The organism is Winogradskyella damuponensis (assembly GCF_039538385.1).
Classification (GTDB): domain Bacteria; phylum Bacteroidota; class Bacteroidia; order Flavobacteriales; family Flavobacteriaceae; genus Winogradskyella; species Winogradskyella damuponensis.
The window spans coordinates 78,559-100,078 of the sequence record NZ_BAABCB010000005.1; the positions used below are offsets into that span (position 1 = coordinate 78,559).

18 protein-coding genes are annotated in these 21,520 nt (G+C 34.5%); 6 read left to right on the forward strand and 12 right to left on the reverse strand.

The features are described 5' to 3' along the window. Positions 1–195: 195 nt before the first annotated feature. Positions 196–2,097, reverse strand: coding sequence for a molecular chaperone DnaK (gene dnaK / locus ABD730_RS02980; protein WP_334469750.1), 1,902 nt, complete (start codon positions 2,095–2,097; stop codon positions 196–198). Between the two features lie 271 nt (positions 2,098–2,368). Here dnaK and ABD730_RS02985 point away from each other — a divergent pair, with 271 nt between their 5' ends. The 6 genes from ABD730_RS02985 (at position 2,369) to ABD730_RS03010 (ending at position 10,352) form a co-directional block, all read left to right on the forward strand. Beyond that, positions 2,369–5,908, forward strand: coding sequence for a choice-of-anchor I family protein (locus ABD730_RS02985; protein ID WP_344712448.1), 3,540 nt, complete (start codon positions 2,369–2,371; stop codon positions 5,906–5,908). 178 nt (positions 5,909–6,086) lie between these two features. Further along, complete coding sequence (locus ABD730_RS02990; protein WP_344712450.1) at positions 6,087–6,581, forward strand: dihydrolipoamide dehydrogenase; 495 nt, start codon at positions 6,087–6,089, stop codon at positions 6,579–6,581. A gap of 134 nt (positions 6,582–6,715) precedes the next feature. Continuing rightward, a complete protein-coding gene (locus tag ABD730_RS02995) occupies positions 6,716–8,140 on the forward strand; it encodes an L-serine ammonia-lyase (protein WP_344712452.1) in 1,425 nt (474 codons plus the stop codon). Between the two features lie 122 nt (positions 8,141–8,262). Beyond that, on the forward strand, positions 8,263–9,081 hold the full coding sequence (panB, locus tag ABD730_RS03000) for a 3-methyl-2-oxobutanoate hydroxymethyltransferase (protein ID WP_334469736.1): 819 nt from the start codon (positions 8,263–8,265) through the stop codon (positions 9,079–9,081). A 188-nt stretch (positions 9,082–9,269) separates the two neighbouring features. Continuing rightward, positions 9,270–9,623 (forward strand): four helix bundle protein, encoded by a 354-nt coding sequence (locus ABD730_RS03005; RefSeq protein WP_334469734.1) that lies wholly within the window; start codon positions 9,270–9,272, stop codon positions 9,621–9,623. Between the two features lie 27 nt (positions 9,624–9,650). Next, positions 9,651–10,352 carry an RluA family pseudouridine synthase gene (locus tag ABD730_RS03010; protein ID WP_215924829.1) on the forward strand — a complete coding sequence of 234 codons (702 nt, stop codon included), beginning with the start codon at positions 9,651–9,653 and terminating at the stop codon, positions 10,350–10,352. On the opposite strand, the gene ABD730_RS03015 is transcribed toward ABD730_RS03010, so the two are convergent. The 11 genes from ABD730_RS03015 to tilS form a co-directional block, all read right to left on the reverse strand. Beyond that, on the reverse strand, positions 10,349–11,149 hold the full coding sequence (locus tag ABD730_RS03015; RefSeq protein ID WP_344712456.1) for a sensor histidine kinase: 801 nt from the start codon (positions 11,147–11,149) through the stop codon (positions 10,349–10,351). The two genes, ABD730_RS03010 and ABD730_RS03015, sit on opposite strands and share 4 nt — an antisense overlap. Then, positions 11,134–11,808, reverse strand: coding sequence for a hypothetical protein (locus ABD730_RS03020; RefSeq protein ID WP_344712458.1), 675 nt, complete (start codon positions 11,806–11,808; stop codon positions 11,134–11,136). The genes ABD730_RS03015 and ABD730_RS03020 overlap by 16 nt, the downstream gene beginning before the upstream one ends. Before the next feature lie 8 nt (positions 11,809–11,816). Further along, a complete protein-coding gene (locus tag ABD730_RS03025; protein WP_334469726.1) occupies positions 11,817–12,329 on the reverse strand; it encodes a hypothetical protein in 513 nt (170 codons plus the stop codon). A gap of 435 nt (positions 12,330–12,764) precedes the next feature. Further along, positions 12,765–12,956 carry a carboxyltransferase domain-containing protein gene (locus ABD730_RS03030; protein WP_344712460.1) on the reverse strand — a complete coding sequence of 64 codons (192 nt, stop codon included), beginning with the start codon at positions 12,954–12,956 and terminating at the stop codon, positions 12,765–12,767. A 502-nt stretch (positions 12,957–13,458) separates the two neighbouring features. Continuing rightward, on the reverse strand, positions 13,459–14,577 hold the full coding sequence (locus ABD730_RS03035) for a DUF2891 domain-containing protein (protein WP_344712462.1): 1,119 nt from the start codon (positions 14,575–14,577) through the stop codon (positions 13,459–13,461). A 67-nt stretch (positions 14,578–14,644) separates the two neighbouring features. After that, a complete protein-coding gene (locus tag ABD730_RS03040) occupies positions 14,645–16,183 on the reverse strand; it encodes a YifB family Mg chelatase-like AAA ATPase (RefSeq protein ID WP_344712464.1) in 1,539 nt (512 codons plus the stop codon). Positions 16,184–16,258: 75 nt separating this feature from the next. Further along, entirely contained in the window at positions 16,259–16,582 is a 324-nt protein-coding gene (locus ABD730_RS03045; protein WP_334469720.1) for a hypothetical protein, read from the reverse strand. 2 nt (positions 16,583–16,584) lie between these two features. Continuing rightward, positions 16,585–17,088, reverse strand: coding sequence for a hypothetical protein (locus ABD730_RS03050; RefSeq protein WP_344712467.1), 504 nt, complete (start codon positions 17,086–17,088; stop codon positions 16,585–16,587). A gap of 227 nt (positions 17,089–17,315) precedes the next feature. Beyond that, positions 17,316–18,278, reverse strand: coding sequence for a YheT family hydrolase (locus tag ABD730_RS03055; protein ID WP_344712469.1), 963 nt, complete (start codon positions 18,276–18,278; stop codon positions 17,316–17,318). A gap of 79 nt (positions 18,279–18,357) precedes the next feature. Beyond that, positions 18,358–19,983 (reverse strand): adenine deaminase, encoded by a 1,626-nt coding sequence (ade, locus tag ABD730_RS03060; RefSeq protein WP_344712471.1) that lies wholly within the window; start codon positions 19,981–19,983, stop codon positions 18,358–18,360. 81 nt (positions 19,984–20,064) lie between these two features. Beyond that, the gene (gene tilS / locus ABD730_RS03065; protein ID WP_344712473.1) at positions 20,065–21,378 is read right to left on the reverse strand and encodes a tRNA lysidine(34) synthetase TilS; all 1,314 of its coding nucleotides are present in this window, start codon (positions 21,376–21,378) and stop codon (positions 20,065–20,067) included. Between the last annotated feature and the right edge of the window lie 142 nt (positions 21,379–21,520).

A 21,520-nucleotide genomic window follows, 5' to 3' on the forward strand; every position in this document is an offset into this window, starting at 1 on the left:
GGTGAGTTAGACTTTAAATATATATTAATTCAACTTTCTAAAACACAAAAAACGCAACCAAATTAATGATTGCGTTTTTTCTATATAATTTTAGTCTTCCACTACTCCGAGCTTTGTGCTCTTCGTGAAATACTAATCTTCGTTGTCATAAGCGATTCATACAACTTTCGCAAAGAGCGAAAGTTGGTTATCTGCTTACTTTACTTCTTCAAAATCTACATCTTCTACATCGCTAGACTCATCCGCTGGTTGCTCTGCTCCTGCTTCAGGACCTGCTGCACCACCTTGAGCTTCTGCTTGTGCTTTGTACATTTCTTCACTTGCTACTTTCCATGCTTCATTGATTTTCTCTAAAGCTGGTTCTATAACTGCGATATCTTTTGTTTCGTATGCTTTTTTCAATTCTTCAAGAGCATCTTCAATTGGCTTTTTCTTATCGTCAGATAATTTATCACCAAATTCTTTAAGTTGACTTTCAGTTTGGAAAATCATAGAATCTGCCTCGTTTAATTTCTTAGCATTTTCTGCTGCTTTAGCATCAGCTTCTGCATTCGCTTCTGCATCTGCTTTCATCTTTTGGATTTCTTCTTCTGTTAATCCTGATGATGCTTCAATACGGATATCTTGCGTTTTATTTGTTGCTTTATCAGTAGCAGATACTTTAATGATACCATTAGCATCAATATCAAACGTTACTTCAATCTGAGGTGTTCCTCGTCTTGCTGGTGGAATACCATCTAAGTGGAAACGACCAATTGTTTTGTTATCTGCTGCCATAGGACGTTCACCTTGTAATACGTGAATCTCTACCGATGGCTGGTTATCTGCTGCTGTTGAGAATACTTGCGATTTCTTTGTTGGAATCGTAGTGTTAGACTCAATTAACTTAGTCATTACATTACCCATAGTTTCGATACCAAGAGATAATGGTGTTACATCTAATAAAAGAACATCTTTTACATCACCTGTTAATACACCACCTTGAATACCTGCTCCTAAAGACACAACCTCATCAGGGTTTACACCTTTACTTGGCGCTTTTCCAAAGAAAGATTCTACAGCTGCTTGTACAGCAGGAATACGTGTAGAACCACCTACTAAAATTACTTGGTCAATATCAGATTTTGTTAAACCTGCAGCTTTTAATGCTGTTTGACATGGCTCTATCGTTCTTTTAATTAAGTCGTCAATTAACTGCTCAAATTTAGAACGTGTTAATGTACGTACCAAGTGTTTAGGACCACTAGCTGTAGCTGTTACGTATGGTAAGTTAATTTCTGTTTGAGAAGAAGACGATAATTCAATCTTCGCTTTTTCAGCAGCTTCTTTTAAACGTTGTAAAGCCATTGGGTCTTTACGTAAATCCATATCCTCGTCAGCAATAAATTCTTCAGCTAACCAATCAATGATTCTTTCATCAACATCATCACCACCTAAGTGTGTATCACCATCTGTAGATAATACTTCAAATACACCATCACCTAACTCTAAGATAGACACATCATGCGTACCACCACCAAAATCGAATACTACGATTTTCTGATCAGTACCTTTTTTGTCCATACCATAAGCTAATGCTGCAGCAGTTGGTTCGTTAATAATTCTTCTCACCTTTAAACCTGCAATCTCACCTGCTTCTTTTGTAGCCTGACGTTGTGCATCGTTAAAGTATGCTGGTACAGTAATTACTGCTTCTGTCACATCTTGACCTAAATAGTCCTCAGCTGTTTTCTTCATTTTTTGAAGAATCATTGCCGATAATTCTTGAGGTGTATACAAACGACCATCGATATCTACTCTTGGAGTATCGTTGTCGCCTTTTACCACTTTATATGGTACACGCTCTGCTTCTTTTTTAGACTCAGAATACTTGTTACCCATAAAACGCTTAATAGAATAAATCGTTTTTGTAGGGTTAGTCACTGCTTGTCTCTTTGCTGGATCACCAACTTTAATTTCACCTCCTTCAACGAAAGCGATAACCGAAGGTGTTGTTCTTTTACCTTCAGCGTTTGGGATTACAACTGGCTCATTACCTTCCATTACAGAAACACAAGAGTTAGTTGTACCTAAATCAATTCCAATAATCTTACTCATAATTATATTTGTTATTTGTTTTCCGCTTTCACGGAAAGTGTCGTGTTATTATTTTTTTAACTCGATAACTAATAGTCAATGATTATGCCACGGCAAAAAATATGACATGATGTCACTTTAATTAATTGTTATGAGATAATCACAGCCCGCAACATTAAGCACACTTCTACTTAACATTCTTAAAGTTTTCTTCATCCATATATAATATAGAGTATATAATTAAGAAATGTTTGGTTGATAATTTCACGCCAACTAAAACAACCAAAATATTATGAAACACATTTTACGATTATTATTACTCTTTTTTTCGTGCGCTTCTAGTGCTCAGCTCAATAGTGGAGATATGGCATTTACTGCTTTTCATGCCAATGACGATGACGATTTTGCTATGGTGACATTTGTTGACATACCTGCAAATAGCATTATCTATTTTTCTGACAAAGAATGGACAGGCACTGCATTCAATTCGGGAGAAGCTAATTACGAATGGCAAACTGGAACAGATATTATTACTGCGGGATCAATTATTACATTTTACGACATCGGTGCCACACCAAACGTATCACATGGAACTATTGTTGGTTCGCCTGGCGGAATTTCGGCATCATCAGAAGCTATATTTGTATATCAAGGTACAGATATAGACACTCCTACTACATTTATTACTGCTGTTGCAAATTCATCTTCGGCATACGATGATGGCACAGGAACAGGTTTAACAGGTACCGGACTTACAGAAGGCTCTACTGCTATAACTTATTCTAACGGAACTTCATTGGCTGTTTATAATGGACCAAGAACGGGTTATACGGCTAATGGATATAATGTTACCTTAAACAATATGAATAACTATGATTTTGAAAACAATGCTAGTTTACCATTTAACACGACTCCTTTTGTAATTGCAACGACAGATACTAATCCTCCAAGCGTTGCTAACGTTTATGCACTAAACCAAACTACATTAGAAGTGGTTTTTACCGAAGAGATAACACAAACTACTGCAGAAACATTAACAAATTATGTTTTCAATCCTACGTTGACCGTTAATTCTGTCGTATATGACAATACTACTTTAACAGCAACCGTGACACATTCTGGTTTTACAGAAGGTATAGCATATAATGTAAGCGTTAATAATCTCGAAGATCTATTTGCCAACATTCAAACAACAGCTTATGTAAGTCAAGATTTATATTACAATGCATTAACTTCTGGTTTAATTATCACAGAAATAATGTACAATGCTCCTTCTGATAATTCTAATGCTCTTGAGTTTTTAGAAATCTATAATAACAGTACAGCTTCTATAGATTTAGGAGGTATAACAGTTAATGATGAAGGTAATTTTATCTTTACATTTCCAGAAATGTCACTTGCAGAAGGTGATATGGTATTATTAGCAACTGACAAAGCTACAGCAGACGCTTTTTATGGCGTGACGTTCTTAGATATGCCACAAGCTATTTCAAACGCCTTAGGTAATGGAGGAGAATTACTTGAAATTAAAAATTCTAACGGAGATGTCATATCACAAGTTGAATATAGCGACGATGCTCCTTGGCCAACATCAGTAGATGGAGATGGCCCTTCTTTAGAATTATTAAATCCAAATGCTGATTTTAACGAAGGTACTAACTGGACTCCTGCTACAAATTTAGTTGGTCAATCTATAGGCGAAGGTGTGTTTGCCTCACCAGGAAGCTATACACCTATAACTAATGTTATTCCGCAAATAAGTTTTTCTGAAAGCACCTATGTTATTAATGAAGACGAAATAACTGTAAACATTACTGTAGAGTTATCTGCCACACCAAGTGATGCCGTTTCTATAGATGTGCGTTTAGTTACGGAATTATTAACAGCTACAACCGTAGAGGATTTTACGTTTTCTAACCAAACCTTAAATTTCCCTGCAAATTCTACAAATGCAATTACGCTTTCTATTCCTGTAGTGAATGATGCTTTAGCTGAAATGGATGAACTTTTTATTTTAGAACTGTCTAATCCTGTTAATGCTACTCTTGGTGCATACGAAACAACTGGAGTTTACATTTTAGATGATGACAATACTATCCCTACACCAACTGACGCCTTAGATATTGAATACATATCTAGTTATTTAGTAGATGCTGCTGGTTCTGCCGAAATTGTTGCTCACGATCCAATGTCTGAACGTTTATTTGTATTGAATTCAACAGGTCAAAAATTAGAGATCATAGATTTCTCTGACATTAATGCCATTACAACAATTAATACTATCGATTTATCTATGTATGGCGACCCAACCAGTGTTGCTTATATGAATAATATAGTCGCTCTTGGTATTTCAAAAGGCCCATTAGAAGATGGTGTAGTTGTATTTTGTGATGTCAATGGTACTATCTCTTCTACTGTTACTGCAGGAAATCTTCCAGATATGGTAGGATTTACACCAGACGGCACAAAGCTTTTAGTTGCCAATGAAGGTCAACCTAATGATGATTATTCTGTAGATCCTGAAGGTAGTATTTCTGTGATTGATGTTACAGGTGGATTGGGTAATATTTCTCAAACTAACGTTACGCCAATAAACTTTAATAGTTTTGATAGCCAATTAGCATCATTACAAGCAGAAGGTGTTAGAGTAGTTGGTCCCAATGCCACAGTTTCTCAAGACTTGGAACCAGAATACATTACGTTTTCTAGTGACTCTCAAACTGCTTATGTGACACTTCAAGAAAACAATGCTATTGGAGTTATTGATTTAACCACAAACACTATCACAGACATCTTACCTTTAGGTTTAAAAGACCATGCTTTAGCAGGAAACACAATTGATACGTCAGATAAAACAGATTTCGTATTCTTATCTAATTGGCCTATAAAAGGTATGTATATGCCAGATGCTATGGCTTCTTACAACGTTAATGGCATTACTTATTTAGTAACAGCTAACGAAGGTGATGCTAGAGAATATGATACATTTGAGGAAGAAGAACGTATTAGTGATCTCAACTTAGACCCAACTGTGTTTCCTAATGCCGAATTCTTACAATTAGAAAGCAACTTAGGCCGCTTAACGGTTACCAATGCTAATGGTGATTTAGACAATGATGGTGATTTCGATGAAATTCACGTATTTGGTTCACGTTCATTTAGTATTTGGAATACAGCGACAGGTGCTTTAGTATTTGATAGTGGTGACGATTTTGAACGCATTACTGCAAATGACCCAACTTATGGCGATTTGTTTAATGTTAGTAATAGTAACAACAACTTTAAAAACAGAAGTGATAATAAAGGGCCTGAGCCAGAAGGTGTAACAGTGGCTGAAATTAATGATGAATTTTATGCCTTTATAACTTTAGAGCGTGTTGGTGGTTTTATGACCTACAATATTACCGACCCAAATAATGCTGTTTTTGAAAAATACATTAACAATAGAGATTTAGGTGACGATGAAGGTGGAGATTTAGGTCCTGAAGGCATTATTTATGTAAAGCCAGAAGACAGCCCTAACAACAAAGGTTTAGTAATTATGGCTAACGAAGTAAGTTCTACGTTGAGTTTCTATGCGCTTAACAATAACTCTTTAAGTATTGAAGAACCTACATTAGCGTCAAATACTTTAAAAATGTACCCTAACCCATCCAAATCAAACCAAACGGTATATTTTAATAAATCAGTTTCTGTTGCTTTATTTGATGTTCAAGGTCGTAAAATCTTATCAAAGGAGCATACAATGAGTTTTGAACTCCCAAGTTTAACTGCTGGCACTTATATATTAAAAACAAAAAGTGGTGAAAGCATAAAACTTTTAATTAAATAATTCTGCTAATTTTTTTCATTTGAAAGTCGTCTAAAAAGTAATTTTTAGATGACTTTCTTTTTAAGAATACATTACTAAAATCAACTTTAACATGGAAATCCCTATACTTTTATAAAAAAGGCATGTTGTTTGATACAAAATAACAATACATTAGTAATTAATTAAAATTTATATCCTCATGAAAAAAATAGCCTATTTATTATTTACACTTACATTTTTAATAACTGCTTGCGAAGGCGAGCAAGGCCCTCCAGGTTTTGACGGACAAGATGGAGCTATCTTTGAAGGCCAATCCTTTGAAAGAACTATAGATTTTACATCTACCAACAATTATCAAGAAACAATAGAAATCCCTCTTGATCTTTATTTAGATGATTCCGACATGGTATTAGTTTACCATCTTAAAGGTCAGGTAGATGGTTTTGATGTATGGAAATCGCTTCCAGAAACTGTTTATGTAAACTCTGAAGAGGAATTTCAGTATAACTACGAACACAACTTTGATTTCGTTACTATTTTTATTGAATCTCATCCCACATTTGATTTTAATTTATTATTGGACGACGAAAGAATTAATCAAACCTTTAGAATTGTTATACTACCTATAGAATTTGTAAACAGTTCAGATATAGATATTAATGATTACGAATCTGTTATGGAGTTTGTAGAATAAGCACTAACTATTTAAAATTTATAAAAAGTCTAAACTTATGTTTGGGCTTTTTTTTATGTCTTCATTTTTGTGAATATTTGCTAAGTATGAAACAACAAGATGTATATTTGTATTTAACAAAAATGATTTCATAAATGGAGTGTATTTCTGTATTTGATATGCTTAAAATTGGCGTAGGACCATCGAGTTCTCACACTTTAGGGCCATGGCGAGCTGCCGAACGTTGGATAAAAGAATTAAAAGCTAAAAAGCGTTTTGATAAAGTTGAAAAAATAACGGTAGATCTTTATGGGTCTTTATCACTAACAGGTAAAGGTCATGCTACAGACTTTGCTGTAATTTTAGGCTTAACTGGAGCAGATCCTGAACGTATGCCTATTGAGGATATAGACACCATTATTTCGGGTGTTAAGACAAATCATGTTTTAAACTTTAATAACGAAAGAGCCATTCCTTTTGACTTTAAAACCAATATCGTTTTTAATCGAAAATCGCTACCATTTCATTCTAACGGTATGGTATTTAGTGCCCTTATCAATGGTAGGAACTACAAATCTACCTACTACTCTATTGGTGGCGGATTTGTGGTACAAGAAGAGCGAAAAGTTTCTAAAGCAAACAAAATCATCTTTTATTGCACATTTCCTTACCCTGTAGCTTACGGAGAAGAACTTCTTAAGTTTTGTGATCAATTACAACTCCCTATTTCTGGTGTTGTATTAGAAAATGAAAAATCGATACGCGATGAAGCCTCTATAGATTTTGAATTAAAACGTATTTGGGATACCATGCTAGAATGCATGTATGTTGGTTGTCATACCGAAGGCAATTTACCAGGTGGCCTCAATGTTAGACGTCGTGCTTATGATATGCATAAAAATATTATTGGAGATAACACCTACGACAATCCACAAGAGTGGCTTGAAACCATTAGAAAAACGGAAGTTAAATTCCGTCAGATTTTAAAATGGGTGAGCTGTTTTGCTTTAGCGGTAAATGAAGTGAATGCATCCTTAGGCCGTGTTGTTACCGCACCTACTAATGGTAGCGCAGGAGTTATTCCGTCTGTATTAATGTATTATTTAGTAATTGAAAATCATGACGCTGATTTTGAACACATCAAAAAATTCCTTTTTGTAGCTAGTGAAATTGGTAGTATTTTCAAGAAAAATGCCACTATTAGTGCTGCAATGGGAGGTTGTCAAGCAGAAATTGGAGTCTCATCTGCCATGGCTGCTGGTGCCTTATGTGAACTATTAGGAGGAACTCCTGAGCAAGTTTTAGTCGCTGCTGAAATCGCTATGGAACATCATTTAGGTTTAACCTGTGATCCAATTGGTGGTTTAGTACAAATTCCTTGTATAGAGCGTAATTCTATGGGAGCTATAAAAGCCATCAATGCCGCTGAATTAGCTCTAGAAACAGATCCTAATAATGTAAAAGTGCCTTTAGACAAAGTGGTTCAGACGATGTGGGAAACCGCAAAAGACATGAGTTCTAAATACAAAGAAACTTCTGAAGGTGGTTTAGCTGTTGGTGTTAACCTGACGGATTGCTAAAACTAAAAAACCATTAGACTTTTTAATCGCTATTTAATTACAGATTTCATAGCATTTATAGTTAAGATTGGCTAGTAATTTAACAATTCTCAGTATTTTTACAATCCATTAAAAAATACACAATGTCAGTAGCAAAAAAAGAATACAAAAGAATTACCGTAAAGAGCCTTGTAGATATGAAATCTAGAGGTGAAAAAATATCGATGTTAACAGCCTATGATTATACCATGGCTAAAATCGTTGATGGTGCAGGTATCGATGTTATTTTGGTTGGCGACTCTGCTAGTAATGTTATGGCTGGTCACGAAACCACCTTGCCAATAACATTAGACCAAATGATATATCATGCGTCTTCTGTGGTTAGAGCTATTGATCGTTGTTTAGTTGTTGTTGATTTACCCTTTGGAACCTACCAAAGCGACCCTAAAGAAGCCTTACGTTCTGCAATTAGAATTATGAAAGAAAGCGGTGGACATGCCGTTAAAATGGAAGGTGGTAAAGAAATTAAAGAATCCGTAAAGCGTATTCTTAATGCAGGAATTCCTGTTATGGGTCATTTAGGCCTAACTCCACAATCTATTTATAAATTTGGAACATATACAGTAAGAGCAAAAGAAGAACAAGAAGCCGATCAATTAAAAGAAGATGCTTTAATGCTAGAAAAAGCAGGTTGTTTTGCTATTGTTTTAGAAAAAATCCCTGCGGCTTTAGCTAAAGAAGTTGCCGACAGTGTTTCTATACCAGTAATTGGTATTGGTGCTGGAGACGGTGTTGACGGACAAGTACTTGTTTTACACGATATGTTAGGGATGACTCACGAGTTTAACCCTCGTTTTTTACGTCGCTATATGAACCTTTATGAAGAAATGACTTCTGCAATTTCACAATATGTAGACGATGTAAAGACTCAAGATTTCCCTAATAATGAGGAACAATATTAATTTAGATTGTTAGATACCTAGACATTATTAGATTGTTAGACAACTAGACATTATTAGATTGTTTAGACAACTAGACATTATTAGATTGTTTAGACAACTAGACATTATTAGATTGTTAGACAACTAGACATTATTAGATTGTTAGACAACTAGACATTATTAGATTGTTAGATAACTGAACCTAGAATATGGCTCATAAATTTAAAGAATTGCTGATTTGGAAAAGAAGTAGGTTATTCTGCTCTGAAATTTATGCTATTACTTCAAAGTTTCCTGATTCAGAAAAATTTGGTCTAACCAATCAATTGAGAAGAGCATCGGTTTCAATTCCTTCAAATATAGCTGAAGGATCTTCTAGAAATTCTAATAAAGATTTTGCTCGGTTTTTACAAATATCAATAGGTTCTGCTTACGAAATAGAAACTCAGCTTCTTATTTCCGCTGATTTAAATTTTATTTTAGATAAAGAACTCCAATCATGCCTTTCTGAATTAGGTGAAATTATCAAAATGATTTCAAAATTCAAATCTACATTAATCTAATATTTTCTATAAATCTAAAGATCTAAAATGTCTAATAAAATCCTATCTAATAAAAACAACCTTCAGGTACTTCATGAAGACAACCACATCATCGTGGTTAATAAACGTGCGGGAGATATTGTTCAAGGAGACAAAACCGGAGACAAACCTTTAAGCGACGTTGTAAAGTCGTATTTAAAGGATAAATACAATAAGGAAGGTAATGTCTATTTAGGAGTTGTTCATCGTTTAGACAGACCTACAACGGGCATTGTGATGTTTGCAAAAACAAGTAAGGCGCTACCTAGGCTAAACAAATTATTTGCCGAAAAAACAGCTAAAAAAACCTATTGGGCTTTAGTAAAAAACCAACCACCAAAAACTAAAGACACGTTAATCCACTGGTTAAAAAAGAATCCTAAAAATAACAAGTCTACATCTTATACTAAAGAAGTTGAAGGCAGTAAAAAAGCTATTCTTCATTACCAACTGAAACAAACTTTAGATAATTTTTATCTCTTGGAAGTTGATTTAGAAACCGGAAGACACCACCAAATTAGAGCGCAATTATCTTCTATAGGTTGCCCAATAAAAGGCGATTTAAAATACGGATTTGACCGCAGTAATAAAGATGCAAGTATTAGCTTACACGCTAGAACCTTACGCTTTATACATCCTGTTAAAAAAGAAGAAGTGATAATTACAGCACCATTGCCCAATGATTCACTTTGGAATGCTTGTAAGGTTTAATTTGCTCTAAAAGGATATACTAAGTTAAGCGATGTGCCTTTGTTTAGTTGAGACACTAATTCATATTTAGCATTCAATAATTCGGCTCGTTTTTCCATATTAATAAGCCCTGAACCTTTTTGTACACCTTCAAGCTCAAAACCATTACCATCATCTTCAACTCTAATATTTAAAAATTCATCTTCGTAATTTAAGACCACGTTAAGGTGTTCTGCCTCAGCGTACTTTAAGGTATTTGAAAAGAACTCTTGCAGAATTCTAAAAAGAATTATTTCATCTTTTTTATTTTCAAAACTAACCTTAGTACCGTTAATAGATAAACTAGAAGCAATAAGTCCTGATTTATTTAGGCGTAAGACTTCATTTTCAACTGTAGCATTAAAACCAAGATTAAAAATAACATCACTATTCAACGATTTAGATAAAGCCCTAACTTCTTCTAATGATGCTTTTAATACACTTGCCGTATTATCTACTTTAACCTTTATGTCATCTGTAACGGTAGATGCAACAGTTTTCATTTGCATCGTTGCCAATACAAGCATTTGTCCAACATTATCATGCAACTCTCGTCCAATATGTTTTAAGGTTTCCTCTTGAATTTCTTGCTGGGTTTTAATGAGCTCTTCATCAAACTTTTGTTGCTGATTAATTTTATCTAAAAGAAGTTGATTTTTTCGTTTTTGAAAAATAATAAAAAACACGATTATAGTCGTTGCAAGAATCGCTAATACAACCACCGAGTAAATCAATATTGTTAAATCTAAAATCTCTTTTTCTACTACTCCTTGCCCCATATAAACCCTATTGTAAAACAACCATACAAATAAATATTTGCCATAATTAACATCCCATTTCTCATACTTACTAAGTTTGGATAAATCTTCTTATAGTAAGGCATATAAAATACCAAAGGAGGCACTATGAGCCACCAAAGCAACAAACCAATACTTATATAAAATAAAGTTGACTTATAGAAAATTAATATTTTATCACTCATCAAAACTTCATAAAAATATAAGGATACGCATATAAAAACAGACAACGTAGTCCATAGAATATTATATTTTAATAGCATCCCAAATAAAATAGACCATCCAAAATAAATATTAATAATAACAACCAGGACGGAAATAGCACACAATAGATTCAATATCTTTTTATGCTTAGGATACATCAATTGTGTTTTATAAAAATAAATATAAAAGAACAATGACCCTACTATATATATGTTGAATAACCAAGAATTGGTTACAAAAGGAGTTGTTTTTAAACCATGTAAAAATTCAATTCTATCTATGAAGCTAGTATAACTCCCCATAGCATCAGTAAAAACAGTAATTACTAAAAAATACACAAAAGGCCTCAGTTTAGAGTCTCTGTTTTTACTTAAAAAGTAGAACCCTGAAAATGCAGCGATTAGCTCTAATAAACTAGTAACTATAGCATGAAGCATAAATCTATTTACTGAGGATAATTAGCACCTGGAGGCGTACCTTGACTTCCTAAATTTAAACCACCAAAACCTGGTAAATCTTTACCACCACCTTGCAACGAAAAGATACTACCATCTGAAACAGTCTTATAACCGGTGGGAACAAAAAACATAGTTGTTAAACCTCTCCCTTCTTTAGAATCTGGATAAGCCCCTAAATACAAACGTAAACCATCTAACGTATACCCCCCTTGTTTAGCTTCATATTTTGTATAAGCCAAATATTCTTCTATTGCCTGCAACTTATACCAAGACGACCTGTTATCTTCTTCTTTAGGATCTTTAAACAAAGAATCATTAATTATATTATACCTTTCATTATAAGCTTCGTCTAGTTTTTTTGCCGTTTCGGAAGTAATGTACCCATAAGGTTTTGGCGGCAACTGTTCTGTTGGCGCACCTACATCATTAGAGTTATAGTAAAAAGACGCGGCAACTACGCCTAGGATAATTCCAAGTATTAGTAGACTGAAATTTTTCATAATATTTTGGTTGAATTTAATTAAATAGCCTTTGTAAATTATTAATTTTATTTTACATATAAAATTTTTATTAAACCTATTCTTACATTAATAATCACGCCTTCTCATTGTCAAGCAATTAGACGCTATTTCTGACTTCATATATTAATGGCCTTTTCTGTTAATTGAAGAATTACAGGACAGCATTCTATAATTTAACAACCCCAACAATAAGTTAGCCTAAAGAAGTAAGTTGAACTATTCTTGATAAAACTAGAGCTATTAAAATTGGCTCTAAATTATTTTTATAGATGAATGCGCTTTAGGATTAAATAATTCCAATAGAGAATTCCCAATCACATACCAACTTCGAGAGCTGTCTTACAAATAAAGTTATGTTTATTCTCATCCTATAGCAACCGCCCCCTTTTTACATAGAAATTCGGAGTTGTTTTTTCAATCTAAAAACAAAGTGAAATTACTCCCTCCTAAATACAAAAAACCGATTAAAAAAACCGTGTAAATAGTTTGAGAATGCAACTTAATTCTTTCAAGCTTCAACAGTTTTACGTCTTCTGAATAAGGCTCTAAACCAACAGCAAATCCATCATCATAACATACCGAAATTTTAACTATTTTTGATTTCAATATCCTAGTGCCATTTTCAACCTTATACAGTTCTCACAATCTTAAAAACCCAGTATTGACATTATCAATAGTAAATACGTAAAAAATTAATATTGAACTATATACCTATTTTACATCAACAATTAGTTTAATAGCATTATCTTAGGTTTTATTTTAAAACATAACACATCCCGAAGCACATGTTCACCAATAACAACTAGCTATTTCACCAAAACAAAAACCTCATTACACCACAAAAACTGAAACTCACAACACATATCACTAATTAAATCCAGACGTTCTTTTTATTAAAATTAAAACTTAAATATTTCAAAAAGTCAACCGCATTTTCAGCACCATCACGCACACAAATTACCAATGCTTCCACCTCTACCTTTACACCTCTTAAAGACTTCTCTTTTTTTAATATTTCACCACACTTAAAACAGAACCAAAACCAACCTCTTTATCACGCAAAATCACCACACGATCCCATCCAGAAATCAGAAACAAATATTACACATCATTCTTTTACAGAATTCAAAGCATAGATTGCAAAACTACCAAGCCAATGCCCTCCCTCATAACTATCACCAACAATACTCGGCAAAGAATAATTAATATGTTTATTCGCCAAATTCTGAAGATGCTGATACTCAGACAAGCCCTTTGCCACATAATTCAAACTCCATGCCCTCGAAAAATTCACACCATCAAGATGCACCAACTTCCCGTCTGTTCTATCAGAAACTTCGCCAACCGACCAGTCAAAACTTTCATCACTAAGCTCTGGCAAAAAACCACCAATCCACACTTTAAAATCCTCAACAGACAACACACGCTTCATCAAAGCAGCCTCCTCTAAACAAGGAGACAAAAAATCAAATCCACTAGGCTCCCATTCTATCGGACAATCCTGATCGTCATTATAAAAATCTTTAGCTCTATTTTCTATCAACACCCTTAACTCATCATGCCCTACAGCAACAGCATAATCATAAGCAAAACTCAACCCAAAAGCCGTATTCGAGTGCTCACCTACCCTTATCGGGTAATTTAATTTAGGCAGAAATTCCAAATATTTACGAACAATCAAATCTGTTAATGGCTGCAAATTCACTTCCAACTCCTCTGCTACCACTGAACCATTCCACGTATGCAACTCTTCAGCCAATTTAAGCAACCAAGCCCAACCATAAGCGCGTTCAAAAGACGCATTATACTGCCCTTCAAAATAAAGCAACTCTTGCGCTATATTCTCCTTAGAGATGTTTTGAAGTAATTTTTGCTGAATTTCATCTTTACGCTCCAAATTCGGAAACTGTTTTAAAAGCGACACCAAACTCCAATGCCCATGAACCGCAGAATGCCAATCGAAACACCCATAAAACGCCGGATGCAATTCTTTTGGTGTTTTTAAATCTGACGCACCTCCAATAGTTTGCCCCAGTTTGTTTGGATATTCTGTATCCATACAATGCAAAGGCAATTGCGACAAACGATTTGCCTGATTCAAATTCAACACTGGCCGCTCCACTAATTCTACTTTTTTCAAAGTAGACACAGGCAACACCTCTTTTTCCTCTACATTACCACAGCTCAACACCAACAACACCAACAACAAAGCGTATATTTTTCCCATATAATGATATATTTTCTTAACACATTTAACTCACACCTAAAACAGCAAACCATTCCAAACCAAAACTCTAACCCAACCAACCTTCACGATCTAAACTACGATACTGAATCGCCTCACTGATATGAGCCCCTAAAACAGATTCCGAACCCTCTAAATCCGCTATCGTTCTCGCTACTTTTAAAATTCTATCATAAGCTCTAGCAGAAAGATTTAAACGCTCCATTGCCGACTTCAACAGTTGCAATGAATCTTCATCTAACTTACAATACTCACGTATTTGTTTCGTATTCATCTGCGCATTGTAATGAATATGCTCTAATGCTTTAAAACGCACAGTCTGCCGCTCTCTAGCCTTAATAACCCGCTTCCTGATATCTACAGAAGATTCACCACTCCTCTCATCCGCTAATTTTTCAAAAGGAACAGGCGTAACCTCTATATGAATATCTATTCGATCCAATAACGGCCCTGAAATTTTCCCCATATAACGCTGCATTTCTGCTGGAGATGATGTGATTGGCGAGCCTGGATCATTGAAATAACCGCCCGGACTCGGATTCATACTAGCCACCAACATAAAAGACGACGGATAAGTTACCGTAAATTTTGCTCTAGAAATCGTCACCTCTCTATCTTCTAAAGGCTGACGCATAACCTCTAAAACTTCACGTTTAAATTCAGGTAACTCATCTAAAAACAAAACACCATTATGCGATAAAGAGATTTCACCTGGCTGTGGATAACTCCCACCACCTACAAGTGCAACATTTGATATCGTGTGATGCGGACTTCTAAATGGTCGTTGCGCCATAAGCCCCGTATGTGCTTTCACCCTTCCCACTACCGAATGTATTTTAGTGGTTTCTAAAGCCTCATGCAATGTCATTGGAGGCAAAATACTAGGCAAACGTTTTGCTAACATCGTTTTTCCTGAACCTGGCGGACCAATAAGAATAATATTATGACCTCCCGCTGCTGCAATTTCCATACAGCGCTTAATAGACTCCTGCCCCTTAACATCTGCAAAATCGAATTCTGGAAAATCCAACTTTTTATAAAATTCCTCTCTCGTATTTATAACAGTCTGCTCTAAAGGCTCGCCTTTATCAAAATGATCAATAACTTGCCTAATATTTTCCACACCAAAAACCTCTAAATCATCTACAATAGCAGCTTCTTTTGCATTTTGAACAGGCAATACAAACCCCTTAAAACCTTCCTCTCTAGCTTTTACAGCAATAGGCAAAGCCCCTTTAAAAGGTTGTAAGCTCCCATCTAAGGACAATTCTCCCATAATAAGATAATCCTCTAGGTTTTCAGCTTTAATTTGATCTGACGCAGCCAAAATACCAATAGCCAAGGTCAAATCGTATGCCGAACCTTCTTTTCGTAAATCGGCAGGAGCCATGTTTATTGTAATCTTTTTTCCCGGAATTCTATAGCCGTTATTTTGAAGTGCCGCAGCAATACGATAATTACTTTCCTTAATAGCATTATCCGGAAGCCCGACTAAATGATAACCAACACCTTTATCCACATTGACTTCAACAGTAATAGTCGATGCTTCAACACCAAAAACAGCACTTGCGAAAACTTTTTTAAGCATGAATTGTTATTTTCTTAAAAATAGAAATAAATCTTTTATAAAAAAATAGAAATCAAGGTTTTACCTAAATACCAATCAAATAACAACCGTCACAACTGTATTTACAATGGTTTTTATAATCTTATTCTTTAAATGCCCTAGTCGCAATTTAGAAATTCCCGCCTGATACAATGCATTTAGAATTAATAAATCTTTCTGACTTACTAAAAGCCACTCATAATCCTCAACAGTTAATTCCCCAGCCTGCAATAAGCTTGTCCAACGCTCTAATTTTACTTTTGACAGAGTCAAAAACGCTTCAATATCCGCTTTAGTTTCTTTTTTATAATCACCATAACTCTCACCTAAAACCAAAAGCAATTCATCTTTTAACAACTTTAATAATTCTTCGATATCCATAATTAATTAGCGCTTAAAAAGTTAAGAATATTAGTTTCGTTTGTCTTATTTTTATTTGCCTCATATCTAATAATCAAATCTAAAGACTCACTTATCTGAAGCTTAGCTTCATCTATAAAAACATTAGACAACTGCCCTTTATCTCTCCAACGTTTAAAAAACCCTGCCAAAAGATTTCGATCTTCATTAGCCACAGCTTGCCACATTGCATAACTAACAGCATTGTCTGGTTTATTCTTTTCGTATTCCACAATTTTATCAAGCTCTAACAAAAACACCCTTACATCTTCCTCGTTTTCAACATAAGCTTCAGTAGCATCACCCATAAGACTCAAGCCTTCTACTTTAATAGAAATAGCTTGCTGATACGAATACTGATCAAAAACAGCTGTTTTAAGACCTTTACACGACACAAAAAATAAAACTAACAACGGCAGCAAAAAAGACAACCTGAATAACATTGCTCTTTTTACCTGTAAGTACTGAAACGAAAGACTTGGTTTCATATGTTTTTTATTTAGATTATTACTTTACCACACTTCAAGCGCCCTAGCATCACACAAAAGCACGACCTCTCACAATACTAATTCACCTTACGAGATAACAATTCCCAAAAACCCCTAACAACTAATTAGAACTTAAAAGGATTCTTGAAGTTATGAAAAGATTTGATATTTTAAAACTTAAACTCAAAAACAACCACCCCAAAAGACCTAAAAAACCAGTTGAGATACTATTTCTTAGCTGTCACAAACTCTAAAGCACGACGCTCATTATAATACACGTTCCCCTTACCAATAAACCCAACATGCCCACCATACTTTGGCATTTCTAAAAACAAATTAGGATTATGCTTAGCTTCTTTTACAGGATAACATTCTGCCGACAAAAAGGAATCATTAAGTGCATTAACAACTAACGAAGGCACCTGAATGTTTGGCAAAAACTGCAAGCAACTAGCCCTCGCATAATAATCAAAAGCATCCTTAAAACCATGCGCTCTTGAAGTATAAACGTTGTCAAAATCAATTAAAGTATTTATTGAATTAAAGTCTTCAATCGATATATTATCAGGAAATTGTTCTAGCTTAGGTTTTAATTTATCTTTTAAATGCGCCAAAAACCGAATAGCATAATGCTTGTTTTTTAAACTCATCAATTCACCACAAGAACCTCTTAAATCGCAAGGTGTAGAAATAGCAATAACAGCTTTAATTTCGTTTGGCAAATCACGCCCTTCTCCAACATAGTTTAAAGTCATATTAGCACCAAGACTAATACCTTTTATATAAATTTCATCGTAAATATCTTTAGACAAGACATGCTTTACAACAGCATCTAAATCTTCCGTAGCACCAGAATGATAACTCCTAAACAACAAATTAGGTACACCACTACACCCTCTAAAATTAACTCCAACAGCATCAATACCATTATCATTAAAGTATTTTGCTGCACCGGTTATATACGGTCGTTGCGCATTACCTTCGAGTCCATGCAGCAAGATAATAACCTTATTAGATTTATTTTGCGCATAACTCCAATCTAAATCTAAAAAATCTGAATCTAACAACGTAATACGCTCTCTCGTTTGCTTAACTCCATCAACTTTTCGGGCTAACCCCGAAAACACAGTAGACACAAAGCTTTTTTTAGCCCAAAAAGGCGGTTTATAAGTAGATTCTATTATTGGCATTTGGTTTAACTTTTATAGTTACTTATCAGTATCAGCTTTCAAAAAACAGCTTTCAACAAAAAACACACGTGTTTCAAAATTAATCAAGAACCTCTACCGAAGTAAACTCAAATGTCCCTCCATTAAAAAGTCCTTTATCACTCAATTTTAAAGCTGGAATTACCAGCAATGCCATAAAAGATAAACTCATATATGGTGCATGAAGCGCGCTTCCTAATTGTTTTGCCATTTTATCTAAGTCAGAATACTGCTTTCCAATGATAGTTGCACTTTTATCACTCATAATTCCCGCCACAGGAAGTGCCACCACTTTTTCTTCAAAATTAGATACAGCACAAATACCTCCTTCATTTTCCACCAATAAATTTACCGCTTTACAAATCGCTTCATCAGAAACACCAACAGCAATAATATTATGCGAATCATGACCAACAGAACTCGCAATCGCACCTTCTTTTAGCCCAAAGTTTTTAATAAAAGCAATTGCTGGCGTATCGTTTTGGTAACGATTAACAACCGTCATTTTTAAAACATCTGTTTTAGTATTTGACACCAAATTACCGGCTTCAATAGTCGCATCCTCTACAAGCTCATTGGTTACCAGCTCCCCATCAACACATTCAATTACTCGAATTTTATGCACTTGTGATTCTAATCTAAAATCTGAAACTTCTTTTTTACTGGTATTGAAATTATTGAGGTTTTCAAATTCAACATGTTTTATTTTAGACACTCCATCACCATAAACCAACTCGCCATTAATGTATGTTTGAAGCGTTTTAAAATCTTTTAAATCTTCTACAACAATACAATCCGCATTATCACCAACATTTAGCAAACCAACATCTAAACTATAGTGCCTTACAGGATTTACACAAGCCGACTGAAGCACTTTAAATACATCTACACCTTTTGCAACAGCTCTAGCACATAATTGATTAATATGACCTAAAAGCAAATCATCAGGATGCTTATCATCACTACAAAACATCATATTTCTGTAATGCTCATTTAACAAATCTATAAGCGCATCAAAGTTTTTAGCAGCACTACCTTCTCTGATAATAACCTTCATCCCTTTTTGAAGCTTCTCTAAACCTTCATCATAAGTAAAACACTCATGATCTGTAGAGATGCCAGCCGAAATATACTTTGTTAAGTCATCGCCTCGCAAACCAGGCGCATGACCATCAACAGGTTTATTATAATGTTTGGCCCATTCTATTTTCCTCAGCACTTCAGCATCATCATAGATAACTCCAGGATAATTCATCATTTCAGCCAAATACTTAATATCAGGATTCGCCATTAAAGTTTTAATCGCATCAGAATCAATCACTGCTCCTGCCGACTCAAAACTCGTCGCTGGCACACAAGAAGGTGCTCCGAAATTAAATTTAAAAGGCGTTTTCTTTCCGTTTTCAATCATAAACTCCACACCTTTTACACCAAGCACATTGGCAATTTCATGCGGATCAGAAACTGTAGCAACTGTGCCGTGGTTTACAGCAATCTTCGCAAACTCAGAAGGCACCAACATAGAACTTTCAATATGAATATGCGCATCTATAAAACCAGGTAAAATGAAATGATTTTCTTCACAATCCTTTTTTACAATGGCTTTTATTTTACCATTTTCAATGATTACTTCTCCTTTGTAGATGTTTCGATTACAAATATCTACGATGTTTCCTTTTAATATCAAACTACTAAATTTATTTATGTTACAAAACCACCTAACAAACACATACAACTATCTTATTTCAAAACAACTGCATACAACTTATTAAATAGTAACTTTAATTATATTTTTGGTGTTTTTAGTGACTTTAAAACGGTCATCTGCTCGTTTACCCACCAACCAAACCACCTTATTATCTGAGGCTAAAATCCAAGTATTTTCTTTTTCCACTAACGACACTTTTTCGTCTTTAAGATATTTACTAATTTTCTTTTTACCTGTCATTCCAATAGGCTGAAAAACATCTCCTTCTTTCCATAATCTAAATTCCAATGGAAATCTCAATACATCTTTATCGACAAAAATGGTGCTTTTAGACACATCAAAAAGGCCTTCAACATTCTCAAAAGAAAGCTCTCCTATTGGAGTTTCTATGTCGTTAGCTAGTTCATTAATGAATAGCGCCTCTTTGCTTTGCGCTGAATTCCCCAAATCGGTTAAAATTAAAAAATCACGATGCTTTATTAAACGATGTGAATGAGACCTCACCAATTTACCCGATTGTGCCTCTAATAAGTTTACAATGTCATTCCACTCTGTAAATCCGTAACCCTTAAAAATTTCATATAAATAAGCTTTAGGATTATGGACTTTTTTAAATTCAGAAATTTTATAAGTTATCCCAAATTTATCAATACTTTGAATTGCTCGTTTTGAAAAAGCATCCAAACTTTCCTCAACAATATCAGCTGTATCATTAAGATTCACTAGTGTGTTTTGAAAACTATCTAACAACTGCGGATTAATTTCTTTTAAGATTGGAACAACCTCATGTCGTAATTTATTTCTCAAGTATTTCCTAGAAGCATTACTCGCATCTTCCCGCCAAAGGATATTTTCTTTTTTTGCAAAAGTTTCGATTTGCGCTCTGGAAAAGGACAACAACGGTCTAACAATATTATTTTTAATCATCGGAATTCCGGTTAACCCATTTAACCCAGTTCCCCTTGTAAAATTAATAAGAAACGTTTCCAAATTATCGTCTGCATGATGTGCTGTTAAGATATAATCAAACTGTAATTGCTCTGCTAATTCCTTAAACCAATCGTAGCGTAACTCACGCGCTGCCATTTGTATAGAACGTTTATGCGCTTTAGCATATGCTTCTGTATCAAAATTTTGAATAAAAACTTCAACATCTAACGCTTCAGCCAATTCCAACACAAAAGCTTCATCCTTATGACTTTCTTCTGCTCTTAAGTTAAAATTACAATGTGCCAAAGAAAAATTCAGACCTAATGCGTGGCATAAATGTGTTAACACCACACTATCAATTCCGCCAGAAACAGCAATAAGCAACTTGCTTTCGTTTAAAACCGAAAGATTATTGTTAATATGGATTTTGAAGTCTTTTTGCACATCTCAAAGGTATTGAAATTATTCATTTCCTAAGAGGCACAAAGAATCAAAGTTTTTCAATTTCTTAACTATAAATACGGATGTTAAAATGACATTTATCATATCAACCTGTTTTCTTTTTATTTAACTTTAAAAGAATTTA